19 protein-coding genes and 3 pseudogenes are annotated in these 20,665 nt (G+C 72.1%); 10 read left to right on the forward strand and 12 right to left on the reverse strand.

Going from position 1 to position 20,665, the window contains the following annotated elements; genetic code table 11:
- The first annotated feature begins 44 nt into the window (after positions 1-44).
- The 3 genes from ACFYZJ_RS19325 (at position 45) to ACFYZJ_RS19335 (ending at position 3,033) form a co-directional block, all read left to right on the forward strand.
- On the forward strand, positions 45-539 hold the full coding sequence (locus ACFYZJ_RS19325; protein ID WP_388569387.1) for an FBP domain-containing protein: 495 nt from the start codon (positions 45-47) through the stop codon (positions 537-539).
- Positions 540-650: 111 nt separating this feature from the next.
- Entirely contained in the window at positions 651-1,928 is a 1,278-nt protein-coding gene (locus ACFYZJ_RS19330; protein ID WP_388569390.1) for an aromatic acid exporter family protein, read from the forward strand.
- Between the two features lie 34 nt (positions 1,929-1,962).
- A complete protein-coding gene (locus ACFYZJ_RS19335) occupies positions 1,963-3,033 on the forward strand; it encodes a hypothetical protein (RefSeq protein WP_388569392.1) in 1,071 nt (356 codons plus the stop codon).
- 256 nt (positions 3,034-3,289) lie between these two features.
- On the opposite strand, the gene ACFYZJ_RS19340 is transcribed toward ACFYZJ_RS19335, so the two are convergent.
- The 3 genes and pseudogenes from ACFYZJ_RS19340 to ACFYZJ_RS19350 form a co-directional block, all read right to left on the reverse strand.
- A complete protein-coding gene (locus ACFYZJ_RS19340) occupies positions 3,290-4,012 on the reverse strand; it encodes a DUF2470 domain-containing protein (protein WP_388569394.1) in 723 nt (240 codons plus the stop codon).
- Between the two features lie 84 nt (positions 4,013-4,096).
- Positions 4,097-4,927, reverse strand: coding sequence for a pentapeptide repeat-containing protein (locus ACFYZJ_RS19345; protein WP_388569396.1), 831 nt, complete (start codon positions 4,925-4,927; stop codon positions 4,097-4,099).
- Between the two features lie 70 nt (positions 4,928-4,997).
- A pseudogene (locus tag ACFYZJ_RS19350) lies at positions 4,998-5,093 on the reverse strand (flavodoxin family protein); the annotation flags it as partial.
- 270 nt (positions 5,094-5,363) lie between these two features.
- Here ACFYZJ_RS19350 and ACFYZJ_RS19355 point away from each other — a divergent pair.
- Positions 5,364-5,546, forward strand: a complete 183-nt coding sequence (locus tag ACFYZJ_RS19355) for a DUF5999 family protein (RefSeq protein ID WP_388569399.1) — start codon at positions 5,364-5,366, stop codon at positions 5,544-5,546.
- A gap of 9 nt (positions 5,547-5,555) precedes the next feature.
- Here the strand turns inward: ACFYZJ_RS19355 and ACFYZJ_RS19360 are convergent, their stop codons facing one another.
- A complete protein-coding gene (locus ACFYZJ_RS19360) occupies positions 5,556-6,299 on the reverse strand; it encodes a PIG-L deacetylase family protein (RefSeq protein ID WP_388569401.1) in 744 nt (247 codons plus the stop codon).
- 193 nt (positions 6,300-6,492) lie between these two features.
- On the opposite strand from ACFYZJ_RS19360, the gene ACFYZJ_RS19365 reads away from it, so the two are divergent.
- Positions 6,493-8,061, forward strand: coding sequence for a purple acid phosphatase family protein (locus tag ACFYZJ_RS19365; RefSeq protein ID WP_388569403.1), 1,569 nt, complete (start codon positions 6,493-6,495; stop codon positions 8,059-8,061).
- 64 nt (positions 8,062-8,125) lie between these two features.
- Here the strand turns inward: ACFYZJ_RS19365 and ACFYZJ_RS19370 are convergent, their stop codons facing one another.
- The 3 genes and pseudogenes from ACFYZJ_RS19370 to ACFYZJ_RS19380 all read right to left on the reverse strand — a co-directional run.
- On the reverse strand, positions 8,126-9,427 hold the full coding sequence (locus tag ACFYZJ_RS19370) for an alpha/beta fold hydrolase (protein ID WP_388569405.1): 1,302 nt from the start codon (positions 9,425-9,427) through the stop codon (positions 8,126-8,128).
- 133 nt (positions 9,428-9,560) lie between these two features.
- A complete protein-coding gene (locus tag ACFYZJ_RS19375; protein WP_388569407.1) occupies positions 9,561-10,595 on the reverse strand; it encodes a LacI family DNA-binding transcriptional regulator in 1,035 nt (344 codons plus the stop codon).
- Between the two features lie 79 nt (positions 10,596-10,674).
- Positions 10,675-11,265 (reverse strand): annotated as a pseudogene (locus ACFYZJ_RS19380) (BNR-4 repeat-containing protein); the annotation flags it as partial.
- A 21-nt stretch (positions 11,266-11,286) separates the two neighbouring features.
- Here ACFYZJ_RS19380 and ACFYZJ_RS19385 point away from each other — a divergent pair.
- From ACFYZJ_RS19385 to ACFYZJ_RS19400, 4 genes and pseudogenes are all read left to right on the forward strand, one after another.
- Positions 11,287-12,662 (forward strand): annotated as a pseudogene (locus ACFYZJ_RS19385) (rhamnulokinase family protein).
- Between the two features lie 72 nt (positions 12,663-12,734).
- Complete coding sequence (locus ACFYZJ_RS19390) at positions 12,735-13,490, forward strand: (Fe-S)-binding protein (RefSeq protein WP_388569409.1); 756 nt, start codon at positions 12,735-12,737, stop codon at positions 13,488-13,490.
- Positions 13,487-14,962, forward strand: a complete 1,476-nt coding sequence (locus ACFYZJ_RS19395; RefSeq protein WP_388569413.1) for a LutB/LldF family L-lactate oxidation iron-sulfur protein — start codon at positions 13,487-13,489, stop codon at positions 14,960-14,962. Before ACFYZJ_RS19390 ends, ACFYZJ_RS19395 begins: the two co-directional genes overlap by 4 nt.
- A complete protein-coding gene (locus ACFYZJ_RS19400) occupies positions 14,959-15,600 on the forward strand; it encodes a lactate utilization protein C (protein ID WP_388569417.1) in 642 nt (213 codons plus the stop codon). Before ACFYZJ_RS19395 ends, ACFYZJ_RS19400 begins: the two co-directional genes overlap by 4 nt.
- Before the next feature lie 81 nt (positions 15,601-15,681).
- Here ACFYZJ_RS19400 and ACFYZJ_RS19405 read toward each other — a convergent pair whose 3' ends face one another.
- Genes ACFYZJ_RS19405 through ACFYZJ_RS19415 form a run of 3 tightly spaced genes read right to left on the reverse strand, consistent with a single transcriptional unit; the run spans position 15,682 to position 18,098 of the window.
- Positions 15,682-17,142 carry an aminotransferase class I/II-fold pyridoxal phosphate-dependent enzyme gene (locus ACFYZJ_RS19405; RefSeq protein ID WP_388569420.1) on the reverse strand — a complete coding sequence of 487 codons (1,461 nt, stop codon included), beginning with the start codon at positions 17,140-17,142 and terminating at the stop codon, positions 15,682-15,684.
- Between the two features lie 29 nt (positions 17,143-17,171).
- The gene (locus tag ACFYZJ_RS19410; RefSeq protein ID WP_388569423.1) at positions 17,172-17,381 is read right to left on the reverse strand and encodes a hypothetical protein; all 210 of its coding nucleotides are present in this window, start codon (positions 17,379-17,381) and stop codon (positions 17,172-17,174) included.
- 51 nt (positions 17,382-17,432) lie between these two features.
- Positions 17,433-18,098, reverse strand: a complete 666-nt coding sequence (locus ACFYZJ_RS19415) for a UdgX family uracil-DNA binding protein (protein ID WP_388569426.1) — start codon at positions 18,096-18,098, stop codon at positions 17,433-17,435.
- Positions 18,099-18,235: 137 nt separating this feature from the next.
- Here ACFYZJ_RS19415 and ACFYZJ_RS19420 point away from each other — a divergent pair, with 137 nt between their 5' ends.
- Entirely contained in the window at positions 18,236-18,592 is a 357-nt protein-coding gene (locus ACFYZJ_RS19420) for an ANTAR domain-containing protein (RefSeq protein ID WP_388569428.1), read from the forward strand.
- A gap of 203 nt (positions 18,593-18,795) precedes the next feature.
- Here ACFYZJ_RS19420 and ACFYZJ_RS19425 read toward each other — a convergent pair whose 3' ends face one another.
- Positions 18,796-19,590: a SigB/SigF/SigG family RNA polymerase sigma factor gene (locus ACFYZJ_RS19425; RefSeq protein WP_388569431.1), complete on the reverse strand. Its 795-nt coding sequence runs from the start codon at positions 19,588-19,590 to the stop codon at positions 18,796-18,798.
- Positions 19,591-19,780: 190 nt separating this feature from the next.
- Positions 19,781-20,665 (reverse strand): alpha amylase C-terminal domain-containing protein (locus ACFYZJ_RS19430; protein WP_388569434.1); only part of this gene is annotated, 885 nt, incomplete at its 5' end.

Here is a 20,665-nt window from a genome sequence, read left to right on the forward strand (position 1 = left end):
CCTCTAGGTTGTCTCAGGCTTCCGTACCCGCGCAAGGACTCCACATGAGATCGCTCACCGAGCAGGACATCCGCAACTCCTTCATCAACTGCTCGAAGGGAGAGGCCAAACGCCTGGCGATACCACGCGACCTCGGCGAACGCCCCTGGGCAGACCTGGACTTCCTGGGCTGGCGGGATCCGGGGGCACCCGATCGCAGCTATCTGGTCGTCGAACGCGCCGAGCGGCTCGTCGGCGTCGCGCTGCGCTTGGCGTCCTCCCAGCGCGGCTTCCTGCACCGCAGCATGTGCTCGCTGTGCCTGACCACCCACCCGGGCAACGGCGTCTCCCTGATGACGGCGCGGAAGGCGGGCGCGGCCGGCCGTGAGGGCAACTCGGTCGGCGTGTACATGTGCACGGACCTCGCGTGCTCCCTGTACGTGCGCGGAAAGAAGGTGCCGGAGGCCGGGGGCCGCTTCCAGGAGAGCCTCACCACGGAGGAGCAGATCACCCGGATGACGACCAGCCTGTCCGCCTTCCTGGAGAACGTGGGCGCCTGAGCCTCGGCCTCGGCCACGGCTCCCGCCAACCCCGGTGGTCGGCCCCCGGGCGACGCCCGCCATCCTGTTGTGTACGTTCGATGCCTGGGTGCACAGGGAAAGGCGTTAGGGATGCCAGAGGTCCGTGATGCCTGGGCGGGGGCCGCCGCTCGGCTCGCCAGGTGGCGGCAGGAGCCCGAGGTCGTCCAGGCGGTGCGTTCGACCGCGGCGGCGACCGTCGCGTATGTCGTCGCCCTGCGCCTGAGCCCGGAGCCGGCTCCGCTGACCGCGCCCCTGACCGCGCTCCTCGTGGTTCAGGTGACGCTGTACGCGACGCTCACCACCGGTGTACGCCGGGTGAACTCCGTGGTGGCCGGCGTCCTCATCGCGATCTGCTTCAGCATCCTGGTGGGCCTGACCTGGTGGAGCCTCGCCCTGATCATCCTGGCCTCGCTGGCCGTGGGGCATCTCGTACGGGTCAGGGAGTTCGTTCAGGAAGTGGCGATCAGCGGCATGCTGGTCCTCGGGGTGACCCAGGTCGGCAGCACGGCCTGGGCCCGGGTCGTGGAGACGCTCATCGGCGCGGTGGTCGGCCTCGCCACCAATCTGTTCATCGCTCCCCCGGTGTGGCTGGGGCCCGCCGGTGAGTCCATCGAGGGGCTCGCGCGCCGGATCCGCCAGCTGATGCTGCGCGTCGGGGAGGCGGCCGCGGGCCGGACACCCGCCGCGCAGGCTGCCGCACGGCTGCACGAGGCGCGCAGACTGGACCACGACATCGTCCTGGTGGACGCCGCCCTCCGGCAGGCCGAGGACAGCCTGAAGCTCAACCCGCGGGTCCGCGAGGGCCTGCTGCACCGGATCGTGCTGCGCACCGGACTCGACACGCTGGAGATCGTCACGGTGGTGCTGCGGGTGATCTCCCGCACCCTGGCCGACCTGGCGAAGCAGCGGGAACCGGAGCCGCTGTTCGAGTCGGAGATCGGGGCGACGCTGGAGCGGCTGCTGTCGGAGATCGGCGACGCCGTGGTCAGCTTCGGGGTGCTCGTCACCACCGATGTCACCCGCAGCGCCGAGTCCGCCGAGGCCCGGCTCGCGGAGGAGCTGGTCACGGCGGGCGCGACCCGCGACAAGCTGGCCCAGCTGCTGCTGGAGGAGGTGCAACGCGACAGCCGTCAGTGGCAGTTCCACGGCGCGGTGCTGACCGAGGTCAACCGCATCCTGGACGAGATGGACATCGAGCACCGCACGCGGCGTCTGCTGGAGGAGCTGGACCGCGGCACCCGGGAGGAGCGCGAGCGCAACCCGCGTCTGGCCAGGCTGCTGGACCTGGTGCGCGAGCCCCGCTTCACCCCGATCCGTGATCTTCGCCGGCGCCGGAACCGCACCGGTCCGCACCGGCGTTCCAGGTGAGGACGGACCAACGGCGGGGAGAGGGGCGGGGCGCATGGGCGCGGTGCGGATCGACGGGAACCGGCTGCTGCTGCCGGGGGGTGTGCGGGTCCGCTTCATGCGGACGCTGCGGCTGCCGGAGAGGGGCACGCATCCGCTGCCGCCGGGGCTGGGCGAGTTCCCCGTGCGCCGGGTGGAGGACTACGCGGGGAGGGTGCCCGCCGAGTGGCGGGCGCGCGGCGGCGTGATGCTGCCGGTGTATCTGCGCGAGGCCATGTGGCTGAACTTCACCGCCTCCGAGCCGGCCGCCCTGCAGGTGGGCGCGGGCAAGGTGTGCGCGGTCTCCGGCAGGCCCTGGAGTGCGCGTCTTGGCCGGGATCCGCAGAACTACCTGGTGCTTCCGCGCCAGCCCTGGCTGGACGGGATCAATTCCGGCCGGGGGACGGTGCGCCAGTTCGTGGCGGTGCCGCTCGGGCTCGGCGCCACGGTCGAGGGCCAGGTCACCGGGGAAGAGGTGTGGGGCGGGATACAGCTGCAGGTGTTCCCGCTCAAGGAGGGGCCTCTGGCCGCGTGGCGGGAGGAGGAGCGGCGCAAGCGGGAGGCCGCCGCGGAGATCGAGAGGGCCAGGGCGGCCGCAGGTCCCTACGGGGGCGCCATGCCCGCCCCGGGAGCCCCACCGGCCTCGGGTGCCGCGTTGCCGCCGCCGGCCATGGCCGCCGCTCCGGGGGGACCTCCGCGCAGTGCCCCCGCGATGGGCCTCGGCGTCGGCGGTTCGATGCGCCAGGAGGTCTACCGGGACGACCGGCCGGCGGGGAGCTGGGCCGAGGAGCCGGCCGGGCGGGTGTTCGTGCATCTGGTGACGCCGCCGGAGTGGCGTCGCATCACGGGCGAGGCGCCCCCGCCGTCCCCGGTGGACCGCGCGGCGTACACCCGGGCGGGGCTGCCGTGGTTCGACCACTACGACCACGACGGCGAGGATCTCGCGCCCACGGACACCCTGGGCCGCGTCAGGCCGGTCGGCGACTGGCTCGGCGACGACCACGCGCCGTGGCAGCAGCCCTCGCCGCAGCAGGTGAAGCCGCTCGGCGACGCGCCGGGGAAACCGGTGGAGGACGGCGCCTGGTGACCGCCCGCCGCGTCGCGCACCGCGAGGAAGCGGTCCCGGAGCGGAAGTCCTCGGCGACCTGTGCGGCCGACGCGTCGCGGACCTCGGATCGGGCCTGGGCCAGCACGCCGCGCACCTGGTCCGGGACCGTCCCGCGGTGCGTCCGGCGGCAGCCGGAGCAGGCGGCGCGTGCCGCACTGAGCCGCGGCCGCCGCCGCGATCGCCTGCGCCTCGCAGCGGGAGCGGTGAACCGCGGCTCGCCGGCGAGTCGTTCGCCTCACCGGTCGCCGTCCGTGCGCTGCCGCTGTAGTGCGCGCGGGCAGGTCCGGGCGGCCTGCGCGAGCAGGGCGTGCATGCGCTCGGCGAGCTGCGCGACCGTGTCCGCGGGCTCGGGGAACGGCAGGCGTACGTCGCCGTGGTCGCGGGCCCGCTCGATGCGCAGCGTGAGCCCGTGCCGGTCGACGGCGAGCGGCTGCACGCGTACGGCACCCTGCAGGCTGCCTGGATCGACGAGCCGGGTCAGCCGCTGGACGGCGTCCGGGTGCGCGTCGGCGAGGTGGGTGAGCAGCCGGACCTCGGCGGCGCCGAGCGGGTCGGGTTCGGCACTCGCGTACTCGTCGGGGTCGACGACGACCACGCCGTTCGCCCGGCGCAGCGCGATCCGCGTCGGCCGGAGGGCGAGCTCGTCCCCCTCGGGCTCGACCTCGCCGGCGAGCCACAGCCGGGCGCGGATCCGGGACCGTACGGGTACGGGCGCGACATCGGCGAACTCCAGGACCACCGACGGCTCTCCGCGGGGCGCGCACAAGGCGGCTGCGCGCAGTGCGCTCTCCTCGGGCGGGCGCAGCAGCACCCGGCCGTCGGCGGCGACCGAGTGTGCGCCGGCGAACTCCTCGCGTCCGTCCTGCGCGGTCACCGTGCAGGACCATGCGGCGGCGAGCACCGAGCGGGCACGCTCCGCCGCGACCGGCGCGGCCGTCCAGACGTGACGGCCACCCATCCCCAACCTCCTTAGGTAAGGCTTGCCTAACTTATCGAAGATCGGGGTGTGCGCCAACCAGGCCCGGCAGTCGCCACGGAACCGTCAGAGGTACGCCGTCCAATGGGCGGGGCGTGTGACGGACGCCGGGAGCCTGGTGCCCACGCTCCCCCGCGCCGCGTCGATCTGCGGCTGGGTCAGAAAGAGGGCGCCGGTCAGATCGGCGTCGGTGAGGTCCGCGTCCCGTAGGTCGGCGCCGATCAGATCGGCGTCCCGCAGGTCGGCACCCGTGAGGTCGGCGGCTATCAGGTAGGCGCCACGCAGACTGGCACCGCGGAGGTCGGCCCCCTTCAGACGCGCACCGATGAGATCCGCGCCCCGACGGTCCTTCGTCCGACGACCGGTCCCGGCCCGGACCAGCTCACTGGTGCGCAGCAGCAGCACGTTCACCTCCCGCCGGTGCGCACCCACGTCCAACTCGCCGAGCTCCTCCGGGGTGCGGAAAGTCAGTCGCTCGGTCTCCTCCAGCATGTGGCGCAGATCGGCGTGGACCGGACGGGCCGCGGGAAGGGTGAGCGCCTCGGTCAGGTACCAGAGCAACTCGTGGAGCTGCCGCACGACGGGGAACACGTCGAACATCCGCCGGGCGTGCTCCCGGTCACCCGACCGCCAGTCCCGCCCGCCGAAGGTGATCTGGGAGACCTTCTGGCCGGCACCCAAGCAGTCGTAGACCGTGCAGCCGGCGAAACCGCGCGGCCGCAGTTCGCTGTGGACGCCGCAGCGGAAGTCGTCCTGAAGGTTGCGGCAGGGCGAGCCGGCGTGCTTGTCGATCGCGAAGTCAGCGGATCGGGCGAACGGTAGCGCCACGCAGCACAGAGCAAAGCAGTTGCCGCAGTCGGCGCGCAGGTCGGAGAGGTCGCCGGAGGGTGCGTGCATGACGTCACCCTAGCCGGGGGCCCCTCTACCCGTGCTCGGGGTTTTCGTGGTCGCGACGGCAGCCGGCGGCTCAGGCGGTGCGCCGGTTGCCGTAGGCGGGGATGCCTCCGAGGTCCTTCAGCTCCCGGGCCGGGTGCAGCAGGTTCCAGGTCATGAAGGTGGTGTTGCCGTCCATCGTGCGATCGGGCCGCGCCGCCCGCCACAACAGCACCTCCGAACGGGCCCCTCGCCCAAGGAGAGCCCCGACCGGCGGTCGGTGAGTGGCCGTCCGGCGGTGGCACCTCTACGGTCGCCTCATGGAGACGGGCCCCTTCCGGCCGCCGGAGGTCGGGAAATTCACCGTCGAGTTTCCTGGCCTGTGGGGGTGCCCTCACTCGTACGAAATCAAACTCCGCTACTACAGAGACAGACCTCGTACGACCCCTGGAGAGACGTCATGTGCACGCACTGGCCTCCGTGCCCATCGGCCGACCGCCCCGACCACGACGCGGCGGTCATCGTCTCCGCCCACCCGGAACAGGGCTGGTCTCTGCTCTGCAACGGCACCATCGTCTTCGACGACACCGGTGAACTGCTGCCGGACGGGCGAGCGGTGGCACCGCTGCGGACGACTGCCTGAGTACCGGAACTAACGGCTGAACAGCTCGAACGCGACGGCCCGTATGCCGCCGAACCGCTCCCCCAGGCCCGCGGCGTGGGCGGTGAGGAACGACCGGGCGTAGGTCTCCGGATCCTCGTCAGTCAACGCCTCGATGTACGTACGGTGTTCGAGCAGCGAGCGCACCGCGCGCTCCAGCCCGGGTGTCGCGTCCACGGCGTGCGTGGGCTGCGCGGAACCGGCCACGGCGACCCACCGCACGCCGTTCCAGGGCTCCAGGCCTCGCTCCGTGAGCTCCGGGAAGATCCACCGGTTGCCGGCGTCCGCGACCGCGTCGAGCGTCGCCCGTCCCACGGCGACGTGATCGGGGGTGTTCCAGGCGCCGCCGCCCCAGGTGTCGCGGTGGTTGAGGGTGAGGACCAGCTCGGGCCGGTGACGCCGGATCGCAGCCGCGATGTCACGGCGCAGTGCGACGCCGTACTCGACGACGCCGTCCCGGTGGTCGAGGAACTCCACCGTGGACACGCCGACCACCGCGGCGCTCGCCCGCTGTTCCCGCTCGCGCAGCGGTCCGCACACGGCGGGCTCCAGAGAGTCGATCCCCGCCTCGCCGCGGGTGGCGAGGACGTAGGTGACCTCACGGCCGCCGTCGGTCCACCCGGCGATCGCCGCCGAGCACCCGTACTCGAGGTCGTCGGGATGGGCGACGACGGCGAGGGCGCGCTGCCAGCCGTCGGGCATGGGCTTGAGCTGCTCATTGCGTGGCTCGGTCATGGCCGCAGAGTAGCGCCGCGTTCCCGCCGACCGGTCGAGCCGGGGTGAAGCCCGGTCCGGCGGGGCACGGGCGACGGCGCAGGGCCGGTCCACCGCCGGAGGTCCCGTTCCCTTTCGGTCACGGTGGCTTTGACGCTTCGTTCACCCATAGCCTGCCGCGCAGTTCATCGCCCTCCCGCCAGGGTGGTCGGCCATGAAGACTCCTGACGCTGCTGTCCCTTCACATCTCAGCAGACGCACCCTCCTGGCCGGGGCCTCGGGGGCGGGGCTGACCGGTGCGGTCGGTCTCGCCACCGCGGCTCCCGCCGCCGCCAGCCCGGTGCTCTGGCAGAAGCCGGGCGCGCTCGGCGCCCCGCGCGTGGCCGGCCTGCATCTGCAGTTCGGCGCCGACGCGGCCCGCGAGGTGGTGGTGTCCTGGCACACCACCGTCTCGGTGTCCCGGCCTCGGGTCCTGCTCGGCACCCCCGCGGGCGGCTTCGGCCGTACCGTCGCCGCTCAGACCACCACCTACCGCGACGCCAAGTCCGGTACCGAGGTGCAGGTTCACCACGCCCGGCTGCGCGGTCTGCGGCCGGACACCGACTACGTGTACGCCGCGCTGCACGACGGTGCGCAGGCCGAGCTGGGCACGGTGCGCACCGCGCCCGGCGGCCGGTCGGCGTTCACCTTCACCAGCTTCGGCGACCAGGGCACGCCCACGCTCGGCAAGAAGAACGCCAGCGGCGTGTACGTCAACGACAACCTGGGCTCTCCGGCCGCAGGGGACACCACCGCCGGGGTGGAACGGATCGCCCCGCTGTTCCACCTGGTCAACGGCGACCTGTGCTACGCCAACCTGTCGACCGACCGGGTGCGCACCTGGTCCGACTGGTTCGAGAACAACTCGCGCTCGGCCCGCCATCGTCCCTGGATGCCGGCGGCCGGCAACCACGAGAACGAACTGGGCAACGGCCCCATCGGCTACGGCGCCTACCAGACCTACTTCAGCGTGCCGGAATCCGGGGCGGACGACGAACTGCGCGGCCTGTGGTACGCGTTCACCGCGGGCGCCGTGCGCGTGATCAGCCTCAACAACGACGACGTCGCCTTCCAGGACGGCGGCAACTCCTATGTCCACGGCTACTCCGGCGGCGCGCAGAAGCGCTGGCTGGAGACCGAGCTCGCCGCCTCGCGAGCGAATCCGGACATCGACTGGATCGTGGTGTGCATGCACCAGGTGGTCATCTCGACGGCCGACAAGGCCAACGGCGCCGACCTCGGCATCCGTGAGGAGTGGGTGCCGCTGTTCGACCGCTACGGCGTCGACCTGGTGGTGTGCGGCCACGAGCACCACTACGAGCGCTCCCACCCCATCCGCGGCCAGCAGCCCAACGACACCCGTACTCCCATACCGTCCGCCACCGACACCACCACGGTCGACACCTCGAAGGGCACCGTGCACATGGTGATCGGCGGCGGCGGCACCTCCGTGCCGTCCAACCAGTTGCTGTTCCCCACACCGCAGTGCCGGGTCATCACCAAGGTCGGCCCGGTCGACCCCGCCACCGGCAAGCGCACACCCGTCTACGTCACCGAGGACGCCCCCTGGTCCGCGGTCCGGGACCCCGACCACTCCTACGGCTTCGCCGCCTTCGAGGTCGACCCCGGCCACCCGGGCGGCACGACCTCCATCCACGTGACCTACTACGCCGTCGACGGCCCCTACGGCGACCTGCTCCCCGTCGACCGGTTCACCCTGACCCGCCCGCGCGGCGACCGCTGAGCACACCGCCGCAGGGAAGTCACCGGCCGGGAGCCGTGCATGCGGCACGGTTCCCGGCCCCGGGTCAGACCTCGTCCCGCGCCAGTGCCAGCAGGCGGTCAAGGACGCGGGGGCCGCCCGCACGGACACCGTCGTGTTCGAACTCGTCCGTCACCCAGGTGCGCAGGCCACGGATCGCGCGGGCGGTGTCCAGGGCGTGGGCGGTGTCGACGTACATGTCGTCGTGGTAGACCGCGGCGGCCACCGGCACCTCGTTGGCGGCGAGGCGGGCGCGGTCGTACAGCGGTGTCCAGTCGGTGCGCTCGGCGAGCAGGTGAGCGGTCTCGCGCAGCGGGCGCAGCGCCGGGTCGGTGTCGAACATCCACGGGTGCACCGACTCCCCCGTGAACAGCACCGGCCCGTCGCCCGTGAGCGCCTTCGCCGCGTCGAACTGCGGGAACTCTGCGCGGACGCGCTCCGCCGACCAGGCGGTGGGGCGCTCGTCCTGGCCGTAGATCGCCTCGTGGACGAGGGCGTACAGGGGGTGGCTCGCGTACGACAGCAGGCTGTGCACCTGTTCCTGGAAGGCGTCCGAGAGCGCCGGGCCCTGCGGGGCGCGGACGAAGGCGTCCTCGAGGAGGAAGTGCAGTCGGTGGCTGCCCTCGCTGCCGCCGAGGTGGATGCCGAGTGACTGGAACGCCTCCACGGTGAGCCGGTAACCGCCGTTCAGGACCGGCTCGTGCCGGAGCAGGTACTCGGCGATGCGGCGGACGCGTTCGACGTCCTGCGGGTAGCGGGCGTAGTGGGCGGCGACCTTGCGTTCGATGCGCGGGTAGGCGGCCCGGTAGACGTCGTCGGCGTGCGCGTCGAGGGCGGGCAGACCGCCGGAGATCAGTGCGGCGCGCAGTCCCTCGGGGGCCGTCGACAGGTAGGTGACGGTGCAGAAGCCGCCGAAGCTCTGCCCGAGGACCGTCCAGGGGGCTCCGCCGGTGACCTGCGGGCGGATGGCCTCGCAGTCGCGGACGATGGAGTCGGCGCGGAAGCGGGTGAGGTAGTCGGCCTGTTCGCGGGGGCCGCCGCGCAGCGGGAGGGTCTGCCGGTTGGCGGGCGTGGAGGCGCCGGTGCCGCGCTGGTCGAGCAGGAGGACGCGGAACTCCTGAAGGGCGCGACCGAGCCAGGCCTGCCGGCCGACGAAGCGGTTCGCGCCGAAGCCGGGCCCGCCCTGGAGGTAGAGCAGCCAGGGCAGGTCGTCGTCCGCCTTGTCGCTCGCCACCACCTCGCGCGCGTACAGCTCGATCGTCTCGCCGTCGGGGTCGTCGTGGTCCAGGGGTACGGTGAAGCGGCGGTCGGTGAGGACGATGCCGGGCTGGCGGTAGCTGAGGGTCAACGGGGCTCCCCGGGACGGACGAAATCCAAGGCCGCGTCCCAGTTCAGCACATGGTCCCGGGGCGCGGGCGCCCGGGATCGAGAAACCCGTACCGACCGTTCGTTCAGCCGGTTTCCGGGGCGCCGGGTGCCGCTCAGCGCCCGGACAGGCTGGAGTTGCGCACCACCAGTTCCGGCTGGAGCACGACCCGCCGGTGTTCGTGCGGGCGGGTCCCCGACTCGGCCGCCTCCGCCTCGGTCTCCTCCAGGAGGAGTTCCGCGGCGAGGGCGCCCATGGTGACGGCGGGCTGCCGTACGGAGGTGAGCGGCACGGCGGCGGCCGCGGCGAACTCGATGTCGTCGTAGCCGACGATGGCGAGGTCGTCGGGGACGCTGACACCGGCGGCGAACATCGCCTGCAGGACACCGAGCGCGAGCAGGTCGTTGGCGCAGAACACGGCCGTGGGGCGGTCGGCGAGCCCGAGCAGCCGGGCACCGGCGTCGCGGCCCGCGGCCACGTCGAGGCGCTCGGTCGGCAGTTCCCGCAGCGCCTCCGGGCCGAGCCCGGCCTCGGCCAGCGCGTTCAGGGCGCCGGTGCGGCGGTCCCTGACCTGGTTGAGTCCGGGCGGCCCGCTGACGTACGCGATGGACCGGTGCCCGGCGTCGACGAGGTGCCGTACGGCCAGGGTGCCGCCCGCCACGTCGTCGACCGAGACCGAGCACTCGGTGGTGCCCTCTGCGACCCGGTCCACCAGCACGAACGGGATGCCGTGGCGACGGAACGTCTCGATGTTCCGTCCGGTCGCGTCGGCGGGGGTGAGCAGCACGCCCCGCACCCGCTGCTCGGCGAAGAGCGACAGGTACTCGGCCTCCTCGGCGGCGCTCTGCGCGCTGTTGCAGACCATCACGCCGAGCCCGGCCTCGCGGGCGGCCCGCTCGGCGCCGCGGGCCACGTCCACGAAGAACGGGTTGCCCATGTCCAGGACGAGCAGGCCCATGATCCGGCTGCGCCCGGCCCGCAGCTGCCGCGCCGACTCGCTGCGGACGTAGCCGAGCCGGTCGATCGCGGACAGCACGCGGGTACGGGTCTCGGAGGCGACCGTCTCCGGCCGGTTGATGACGTTCGAGACCGTGCCGACGGAGACTCCGGCAGCGCGGGCGACGTCCTTGATACCCACCGACTGGGCCATCAGGCGGGGACCTCCAGAAAGACGTGGGGCGGCGCGGCGGGCTTCACATTATCGTCACCGCCCCGCGCGGCGGATCCGGTCACGAGGGCAGGGCGAAGTCGATGACGTGGAGCGCCGAGGGTGTCGTACCGCTGGACTCCTCCTGGTACATGAACGACAGGGTGTCGTCCGCCTTCACCCGCATCTCGTCGATCACGACCTCACCGAAGGCGTTCAGGCCGCTGCCGTCGTACAGCAGCGTCCAGTCCGAGTGACCGGAGGACTTCGACGCACCGGCGATGCGCCCGTACGGGAAGACCGCGTAGGCGTTGTCGTACTTGTCGAGGACCAGCTTGGTGCGCTGGCTGGAGTTCAGGGGGACCGGGATCTCGGTCTTCTGCCAGGTGCCGGAGGAGTTCTTGCGGACGTGGAAGGCGCGGCCGTTGGTGGTGCGGTCGGCGACGTAGTCCGTCGTGCACTGGCCGAAGCGGCCGGGGACGTACGAGATGATCGCGTGCGGCAGGCCGGCCGAATCGGTGAACTGGCTCTCCTGGTTCATCAGGGAGTGGTCGGGGTTGAGGGGGTCCACGACGAGACCTGCGTCGGTGACGGCGACCGTGTCGGAGGTGCCGGTGGTGGCGACGAGGGCGCCGGCGTCGTTGCGCCAGGTGCGGCCGCGGTCGGCGGAGTAGGGCGCGTCACGGTCGGCCGCGTGGGCCCCGGCACCCTGCAGCTGACCGAGGCGCACCGCTTCCCGAACCGCCCCGTGCGGGTCCCCGAGGGGCTGCGGTGGGACATCCTGTCGCTGTACGCGGGCGTCCTCGACGGGTTGCGCGCGGCCGGCCGGGTCGACTCGGTCGGCATCGACAGCTGGGCCGTGGACTACGGCCTGCTGGACGCGGACGGGGCCCTGCTCGGCAACCCGGTGTACTACCGGACACCCGCACCGAGGGGATCGCGGAGAAGGTGTGGGGGACCGTCCCCGCGCAGGAACTGTACGCCGCGACCGGCTTGCAGTACGCGCCCTTCAACACGCTCTACCAGTTGACGGCGGCCCGTGCCTCCGCACAACTGGCGCAGGCCCGACGTCTGTTGCTCATCCCGGACCTGCTGACCTACTGGCTGACGGGCGAGCAGGGCACCGAGCTGACCAACGCCTCCACCACCCAGCTCATCGATCCCCGCACGGGCGACTGGGCGTACGGCGTCGCGGACCGGCTGGGCATCGACCTCGGCCTGTTCGCGCCGCTGCGCCGTCCCGGCGACCCGGCCGGTGTGCTGCGGCCGGAGGTGCTGGAAGCGACGGGTCTCAAGGGGCCCGTGCCGGTGACGACGGTCGGCTCGCACGACACGGCGTCCGCGGTGGCCGCCGTATTGGCCGTCGGCGACCGGTTCGCCTACATCTGCACCGGCACCTGGTCCCTGGCCGGACTGGAGCTTCCGGCGCCCGTGCTGAGCGAGGAGAGCCGGGCCGCCAACTTCACCAACGAGCTGGGCCTGGACGGCACGGTCCGCCATCTGCGCAACATCATGGGGCTGTGGCTGCTCCAGGAGTGTGTACGGGACTGGGGCGACCCGGACCTGCCCGAACTGCTGTCGGCCGCCGCCGAGGTCCCGGCGCTGCGGTCCGTGGTGGACGCGGGTGACGCGGCGTTCCTGGCGCCCGGACGGATGCCGGCACGGATCGCCGAGGCGTGCCGTGCCTCGGGGCAGTCGGCGCCGGACTCCCCCGCAGAGGTCACGCGGTGCATCCTCGACTCCCTCGCGCTCGCCCACCGCCGGGCCGTGTCCGAGGCCCAGCGGCTCGCCGACCACCCGGTGGACGTGGTCCACATCGTCGGGGGCGGCACCCGCAACGCCCTGCGGTGCCGGCTGACCGCCGACGCCTGCGGGCTGCCGGTGGTGGCCGGGCCGACGCAGGCCGCCGCCCTCGGGAACGTCCTCGTCCAGGCCCGCGCCCACGGGCTCGTCGGCGACCGGACGGACATGCGGCGGCTGCTCGCCGCCACCCAGCCGCTCACGCGGTACGAGCCGCGCGGCGACACGGCTGTGTGGCGGGAGGCGGAGTCCCGGCTCGCCGTGTCCTGAGCCGGGGTCTCCCCCAGGCTGCGTCCGCCGACTAATCTGCACTCATCCGATGATCGAACCCAAGGAGCCGCGATGCGTGTCGCCCTGTTCCTGACCTGTGTCAACGACACGCTCTATCCGGACACCGGTCGCGCGGTGGTGAAACTGCTGACCAGGCTGGGCGTCGTGGTCGACTTCCCGATGGCGCAGACCTGCTGCGGACAGGCCCACTACAACACCGGATACCGGCATGAAGCCGAGCCGCTCGCGGTGAAGTTCTCCGATGTCTTCCGGGGCTACGAGGCGATCGTGACGCCGTCGGGGTCGTGCGGGGCGATGGTGCGGGAGTGGTATCCGCGGATGGGTGAGCGGGCGCGCGCCGAGGGCCGCGGGGACACCCTGGCGGCCACCCTGGCACCCGTGGTCCCGAAGACGTACGAGCTGACGGAGTTCCTGGTCGACGTGCTGGGAGTGACCGATGTCGGCGCGTACTACCCGCACAAGGTGACGTACCACCCCACCTGCCACGGTCTGCGGGGCCTGCGCCTCGGCGACCGGCCGAGGCGACTGCTCCAGGCCGTCAAGGGACTGGAGTTGGCGGAGCTGCCGGGTGCCGAGGAGTGCTGCGGCTTCGGCGGCACGTTCGCCCTGAAGAACTCCGATGTCTCGGCGGCGATGGGTATCGACAAGGTGCGCAACGCCGAGTCGACGGGCGCGGAGGTGCTGTGCGCGGCCGACAACTCCTGCCTGATGCACATCGGCGGGACGATGGCGCGCCTGCGGACGGGGATGCGGCCGGTGCACATCGCGGAGATCCTGGCGAGCACGGAAGAGGAGCCGTCGGCATGAGCGGAACGTATCTCGGTATGCCCGCCTTCCCGGCGGCGGCGCACGAGGCGGTGCGCGACCGGACCCTGCGCGGCAATCTGCGCCACGCCACCCACACCATCCGCGCCAAGCGCGCCACGGCGGTCGCGGAGCTGTCCGACTGGGCGGCGCTGCGTGAGGCGGGCCGGCAGATCAAGGACCACACGCTGCGCCATCTCGACCGGTATCTGGTGCAGTTGGAGGAGTCGGTCACGGCGGCGGGCGGCATCGTGCACTGGGCCGCCGACGCGGACGAGGCCAACCGGATCGTGGCCGAACTGGTCAAGGCGACCGGCGAGTCGGAGGTCGTCAAGGTCAAGTCGATGGCCACCCAGGAGATCGGCCTCAACGAGGCCCTGGAGGCGCAGGGTATCCGCGCCTACGAGACCGACCTGGCCGAACTGATCGTCCAGCTCGGCAAGGACCGCCCCTCGCACATACTCGTCCCGGCGATCCACCGCAACCGCGGCGAGATCCGGGACATCTTCCGCTCGGAGATGGCCGAGTGGGGCCGACCCGCGCCCGAGGGGCTGACCGACGCGCCCGCCGAGCTCGCCGAGGCGGCCCGGCTGCACCTGCGGGAGAAGTTCCTGCGCGCCAAGGTCGGGATCTCCGGCGCGAACTTCATGGTCGCCGAGACCGGAACGCTGGTCGTGGTGGAGTCCGAGGGCAACGGGCGGATGTGCCTCACCCTCCCCAAGACGCTGATCTCGGTCGTGGGCATCGAGAAGATCGTGCCGACCTGGCGGGATCTGGAGGTGTTCCTGCAGACCCTGCCGCGCTCCTCCACGGCGGAGCGCATGAACCCGTACACCAGCACGTGGACCGGCACGACCGACGAGGACGGACCGAGCACCTTCCACCTGGTCCTGCTCGACAACGGCCGCACCGACACACTCGCCGACCAGGTGGGCCGCCAGGCGTTGCGCTGCATCCGCTGCTCGGCGTGTCTCAACGTGTGCCCGGTGTACGAGCGGGTGGGCGGACACGCCTACGGCTCGGTGTATCCGGGGCCGATCGGGGCGATCCTCAGCCCGCAACTGCGGGGCACCCAGAGCGAGATCGACGCCTCGCTGCCGTACGCGTCCTCGCTGTGCGGCGCCTGCTACGAGGTGTGCCCGGTCGCCATCGACATTCCCGAGGTGCTGGTGCATCTGCGGGAGCGGGTGGTGCAGGGCGGGCCGGCGACGCGGGGCGGCAACAGGGTCGTGCTGAAGCCCGCGAAGGGACATGCCGCCGAACGGGCGGCGATGCGGGCGGCACGCTGGACGTTCGGCCACCCCGCCGCTCTGCGGAGCGGTCAGCGGCTGGCGTCCCGGTCGCGCCGCTTCCTTCCGCGGACGCTGCCGGGCCCGGGGCGGGCGTGGAGCGCGAGCCGGGACCTGCCGCAGGTGCCGGCGGAGCCGTTCCGCGACTGGTGGCAGCGCACGCGTGGCGGAAAGGACGCGAAGTGAACAGCAGGGAGCTGATCCTGGGCCGGGTACGGCGCGCACTGGCGGACGTACCGAAGGACGAAGCGCCGTACGAGCAGGCCGTTTCCCGGGACTATCTGCGCCGGCACGGCGAGCGCACCGTCGAGGAGACGGTCGGTCTGCTGGCGGAGAACCTGGCGGACTACCGGGCGATCGTGCACCGGACCGACGCCGCCGCACTGCCGTCGGTGCTGGCGGGTCTGCTCGCCGCGCGCGGCGCGCGCACCGTCCTGGTACCGCCCGGACTCCCGTCGCACTGGCTGACGGGCGTGCAGCAGGTTCCCGACCGGGCGGAGAGCACCCCGCAGGAGCTGGACCGCGTCGACAGCGTGGTCACCGGCTGCGCCGTCGCCGTCGCCGAGACCGGCACCCTCGTGCTGGACGGCTCACCCGACCAGGGGCGCCGCCGTATCACCCTCGTCCCCGACCACCACATCTGTGTCGTTCGCGTCCCGGAGCAGGTCGTGTCGTCGGTGCCGGAGGCCCTGGGGCGGCTCGATCCGGCACGTCCGCTGACCTGGATCTCCGGGCCGTCCGCGACCAGCGACATCGAGCTGGACCGGGTCGAGGGGGTGCACGGGCCGCGCACCCTTGAGGTGGTGCTGGTGAGTGGTGAGTGACCCGCGCGGGATGGCGCTGGGATACGCGCCCGAGGGGCGGCCCCATGGCTGGGGCCGCCCCTCGGGCGCGTGCGGGGTGGCTCAGCGGCACACGCTGATCGTGTGCAGCCGTGGGTCGTCGGCGTCGGGCAGGTTCATGCCTGACTCCAGGCCCGTGCGCAGATAGCGCAGCACCGGCTCGGTGAGGCGCTCGCCCGGCAGCACGGCCGGGATCCCCGGCGGATAGGGCGTGATCATCTCGCCCGCGATCCGGCCTGCCGCCTGGTCCAGGGGCACGGACTCCTTGGGCCCGAAGTACGCGTCACGCGGCAGGCGCACCTGTTCGAGCCGCATCTCGGCTCCCGTCGGCACCTCGGCGCGCGGCAGACCGGCCGCGAGCTCGTCGGCGTGCCCGGCGAGGTCGCGCAGGGCCTGGAGCAGGCGCCCGGTGGTCTCGGGCGAGTCGGCGAAGGTGAGCTGGGCGCTGATCCGGCGGTGGTCGGAGAGGTGCATGTCGATGTGGTGTTCGTCGCGCAGCCAGTCGGCGGCGCGGTAGCCGCTCGTGCCGAGGCCGCTGATGTCGATGGTGATCGGCAGCGGATCGTAGTCCGCCGACAGACCGGGGCCCACCAGGTCGTCGCGCCCGAGGACCTCGAACCCCGGGATCTCCTCGACGGCGGCTCGGACCTGCTCGGCCAGGTGCAGGGCGTCGTCCAGCAGGTCCTTGCCGCGCAGGGCCATCTGGCGGCGCCAGGCGTCGAGTCCGGCGAAGATCAGGACGGAGGGGCTGGTGGTGCCCAACAGGTCCGCACGCGACTTCAGGGTCGTGGGATCGATCAGGGACCCCTGCAGATGGAAGACGGAACCCTGTTCGAAGCCGCTGCCCATCTTGTGGATGCTGGTCACGCAGACGTCCGCGCCGGCGTCCATCGCCCAGGACGGCAGATCCGGATGGAAGGGCAGGTGCGCGCCCCACGCCTCGTCGACGATGAGCGGCAGTCCCCGGGCGTGGCAGACCTCGGCGATCGCGGCCAGGTCCGCGCAGCCGCCGTACGGGGTCGGGCTGGTGACCAGGGCGCCGCGCGCCTCGGGATGGCGGTCGAGGGCCTCGGCGAAGGCCTCCGCGGAGGGCGCGTGGGCGAAGCGCTGCCGCTCGTCCCACTGGGGGTCGACCCAGACGGGCTCGATGCCGGCCAGGATGAGTCCGGAGACCACCGACTTGTGGGCGTCACGGCCCACGACGAGCTGCTCGTGCGGGCCCGCCGCGGCAAGCATCGCGGCCTTCACGGACAGCGAGCTGCCGCAGGTGGTGAAGAAGGTGTGATCGGCGTGGACGGCGTCCGCCATCAACTCCTCGGCCCGCACCAGGACGTCACCGGTCGTGCGGCGGTCGTCGAGGCCGCCCGAGGCGAGCACATCGGAGCGGAAGACGTCGCTCAGGAGCTCTCTGGCCTCCGGATCGGCACCACGGGCCTGTTTGTGGCCGGGGGGCGTGAACGCGAGTTCCCCGCGCTCGTGGTAGCGGCGCAGGGCTTCGAGAATCGGCACGCGGGTGTGATCCACGGGTGTTCCCTCCTTCGTCGAGCGGCCGGTCACGTCTCTCGGTCGGAGGGGCGTCCCTCGGCGGTCTTCCGGTTGGCCTGAAGACTCGGGGTGATCGGGTCACCCGCGCCGCCCCCGGTGCCCCCGCCGGTGTCGGTGTCGTCCTCGTGGCCTTGCTCCTTCACCTCCTCCAGGACCTCCTCGGTGGCGGTACGGGTCGGCTTCTTGCGCCATGGCAGGCGCGACAAGATCGTGCTCATGCCGGGCCGGGTACCCACGGATCGCCGGATCAGGCGGGCTCCGGCCGACGGTCAGGTCTGCCCGTTCAGCGCCCGCGCAGCCACCTTCAGGTCGGACACGAGCCCGGCGTACGCCGCCTCCCGGTCGTCGGCGCGCAGGATCGCCGAGGGATGCACCGTCGCGACGACGTACTGCTCGTCGTCGGAGCCGGGCAGCGGCAGCAGGCTCCCGCGGTCCTTGCTCACCCGGAAGGAGCCGCCGAGCAGTGACTTGGCGGCGGTGGCGCCCAGGGCCACCACGACCTCGGGCCGGATCAGGTCCAGCTCGGCGCGCAGCCAGGGCTTGCAGGCGCTCATCTCGCGCAGGCTGGGCGCCTTGTGGATGCGGCGCTTGCCGCGTTCGGGGACGACGGTGAACTTGAAGTGCTTGACCGCGTTGGTGACGTACGCGGTGCCGCGGTCGATGCCGGCCTCGGTCAGCGCCTTGTCCAGCAGGCGTCCGGCCGGGCCCACGAAGGGTTCGCCCTGCCGGTCCTCCTGGTCGCCCGGCTGCTCCCCGACCAGCACGACGCGCGCCGAGGCGTCGCCCCGGCCGAACACGGTCTGGGTGGCGTTCTCGTACAGCGGGCAGCCGTGGCAGCCGGCGGCGGCCCGCCGGTATGCGGCGAGATCGCCGCCGTCCGGCAGGAACGGGGTCGCGTCGTACGCGCTCGCCCGGGCGTCCTCGGTACGGCTCATGACTGCTTCACCTCCCCGGCCCACGGTCCTGACCCGGTCCCCGCAGTACCCCTTCTCCCGGCTCGCACACCCGAGGGCGAGTGGTGACGATGGAGGAAGCCGACGGCGCCGAAGACCACAGCACCCCGGAGGGGACGATGACCTCGAAAGCCCGTCCGGGAGAGGACGAGCCGGACACCACCTCCCCGGAAGCGGAGCGGATCTTCCAGTTGGAGGCGGAGATCTGCCAGCTGAAGGAGGCCGTCACCTCGCACGCGACGGTGGACCAGGCCATCGGCATGCTGGTCGCGCTCGGGCATGTGACGCCCGGCCAGGGGTGGGAGGTGCTGCGGGAGGTCTCCCAGCACGCGAACATCAAACTGCGCAATGTCGCGGAGATGATACTGATCTGGGGCCGCGACGGGGATCTGCCGGACGACGTGCGCGTCCTCCTGGAGGACACGCTCGACCGCTACGGCCCGACGCAGCTTCCGGAGGGTCCGCCGCCGCACTGACGCCGTGTGACCGCCGTCGTGTTTCAAACACCCTCTCGCGGATAGTCCGGAAGGTGTCGGCGCACTGGCCAACCGTTCCCGGGAGGGTTCGGCAGTGAGCCCACCGCAAACGGCCGTCCGGTCGACAAGCGGCTCGGGCGGCCGGATGCGACGTGAACCGGTGCCGTGGGCGACCGGCGGGGTGGGCCGGCCGGGGCAGGGCATCAGGCGCCGTCGGAGAGGGCCTCCTCCCGTACGCGCGCGCAGCATCCGCTGAGCAGACGCGAGACATGCATCTGGGAGATGCCCAGCTGGTTCGCGATGCGGCTCTGGGTCATACCGCGGAAGTAGCGCAGGTAGAGGATGGTGCGCTCCCGCTCGGGCAGGGAACGCAGACACGGTTTGACGGCCTCGCGGTCGACGATCAGGTCGTAGCCGGCGTCGGAGTCACCGAGGGCGTCGCCGAGCGCGTAGCCGTCGTCGCTGCCGGCGACCTCCGCGTCCAGGGAGAGGGCGGTGAAACTGTCCATGGCCTCCAGACCCACCCGCACATCGTCCTCGCTGAGGTGCGCGTGTTCGGCGATCTCGGTGACGGTGGGGCCGTGTCCGGGGGTCTCCTGGCCGATCTCCTTGACGGCCGCCCGCACCCGGTTGCGCAGGTCCTGGACCCGTCGCGGTACGTGCAGGACCCACATGTGGTCGCGGAAGTGCCGCTTGATCTCGCCGGTGATGGTGGGGATGGCATAGCTCTCGAACGCGTAACCGCGCGTCGGCTCATAGCGGTCGACCGCCTTGACCAGCCCGAGGGCCGCCACCTGGCACAGGTCCTCGACGGACTCGCCCCGGCCTCTGTAGCGCCGGGCGATGCGCTCGGCCATCGGCAGCCACGACCGGACGATCTCGTCGCGCAGCGCCTGCCGCTCCGGGCTGTCGGGCAGCCCGCGCAGCCGTGCGAAGGCGTCGGTGGTGTCGGGTGCGTCGTCGTGCGGGTGTTGCTTGGCCTTGACCGTGATGCGCATGTGCTTCTCAACTCCCTCGAGGGGCTGACTGGACAGTCACCATGGGAGGGCGCACTCACGGAACACACGGGACACACCCGGGGCTGGTGAGCCAGCTCCCACGGACGTGCCTCCTGTCCGAAGCACTAATCAGCCCATTCCCGACTTTCTGGACGACAAACAATTTCTTGAGCAGAGTGACGGGCGGCGCTCATCCGACTGCGGGCAGCAGCCATACGGTCGCCAGCGGCGCAAGGGTCAGCCGGATGCCCTGTCCGGGTCCCGGTTCCGGGGTGACGCGGTCCTGATTGCGGACGTCGCTGCCCCCGTACGCCGCCGCGTCCGTGTTGAGCACCTCCCGCCAGGCGGGGACGTCGTCCGGGACACCCAGGCGGTAGTCGTGGCGGACGACCGGCGAGAAGTTCGACACGGCCAGCAGAGGTCTGCCCTCCGCGTCGTGGCGCAGGAACGCCAGCACGTTGTCGTCGGCGGCGTCCGAGACGACCCAGCGGAAGCCGGAGGGTTCGGTGTCGCGCTGCCACAGCGCCGGGGTGCGGCGGTAGATCGTGTTGAGGTCGCGGACCAGGTCCCGCACGCCCCGGTGGTCCGCCGCCGCCCCGTACTCCGGGGCCAGCAGCCACCAGTCCGGGCCGTGCGCCTCCGACCACTCCGCGCCCTGGGCGAACTCCTGCCCCATGAAGAGGAGTTGCTTGCCCGGGTGGGCCCACATGAAGCCCAGGTACGCACGGAGGTTGGCGCGCTGCTGCCACCAGTCCCCGGGCATCTTGGACACCAGGGCCTGCTTTCCGTGCACCACCTCGTCGTGGGAGATCGGCAGGACGTAGTTCTCGCTGTAGGCGTACACCATGGAGAACGTCATCTCGTTGTGGTGGTACCTGCGGTGCACCGGGTCCTTGGACACATAGACGAGCGAGTCGTGCATCCAGCCCATGTTCCACTTCAGGCCGAAGCCGAGGCCGCCTCGGTCGGTGGGTCTGGTGACCCCGTCCCAGGCGGTGGACTCCTCCGCGATCGTGACCACGCCCGGGTTGCGGCGGTACACCGTGGCGTTCATCTCCTGCAGGAACGCGACCGC

Source organism: Streptomyces sp. NPDC001848 (genome assembly GCF_042891915.1).
Lineage (GTDB): Bacteria > Actinomycetota > Actinomycetes > Streptomycetales > Streptomycetaceae > Streptomyces.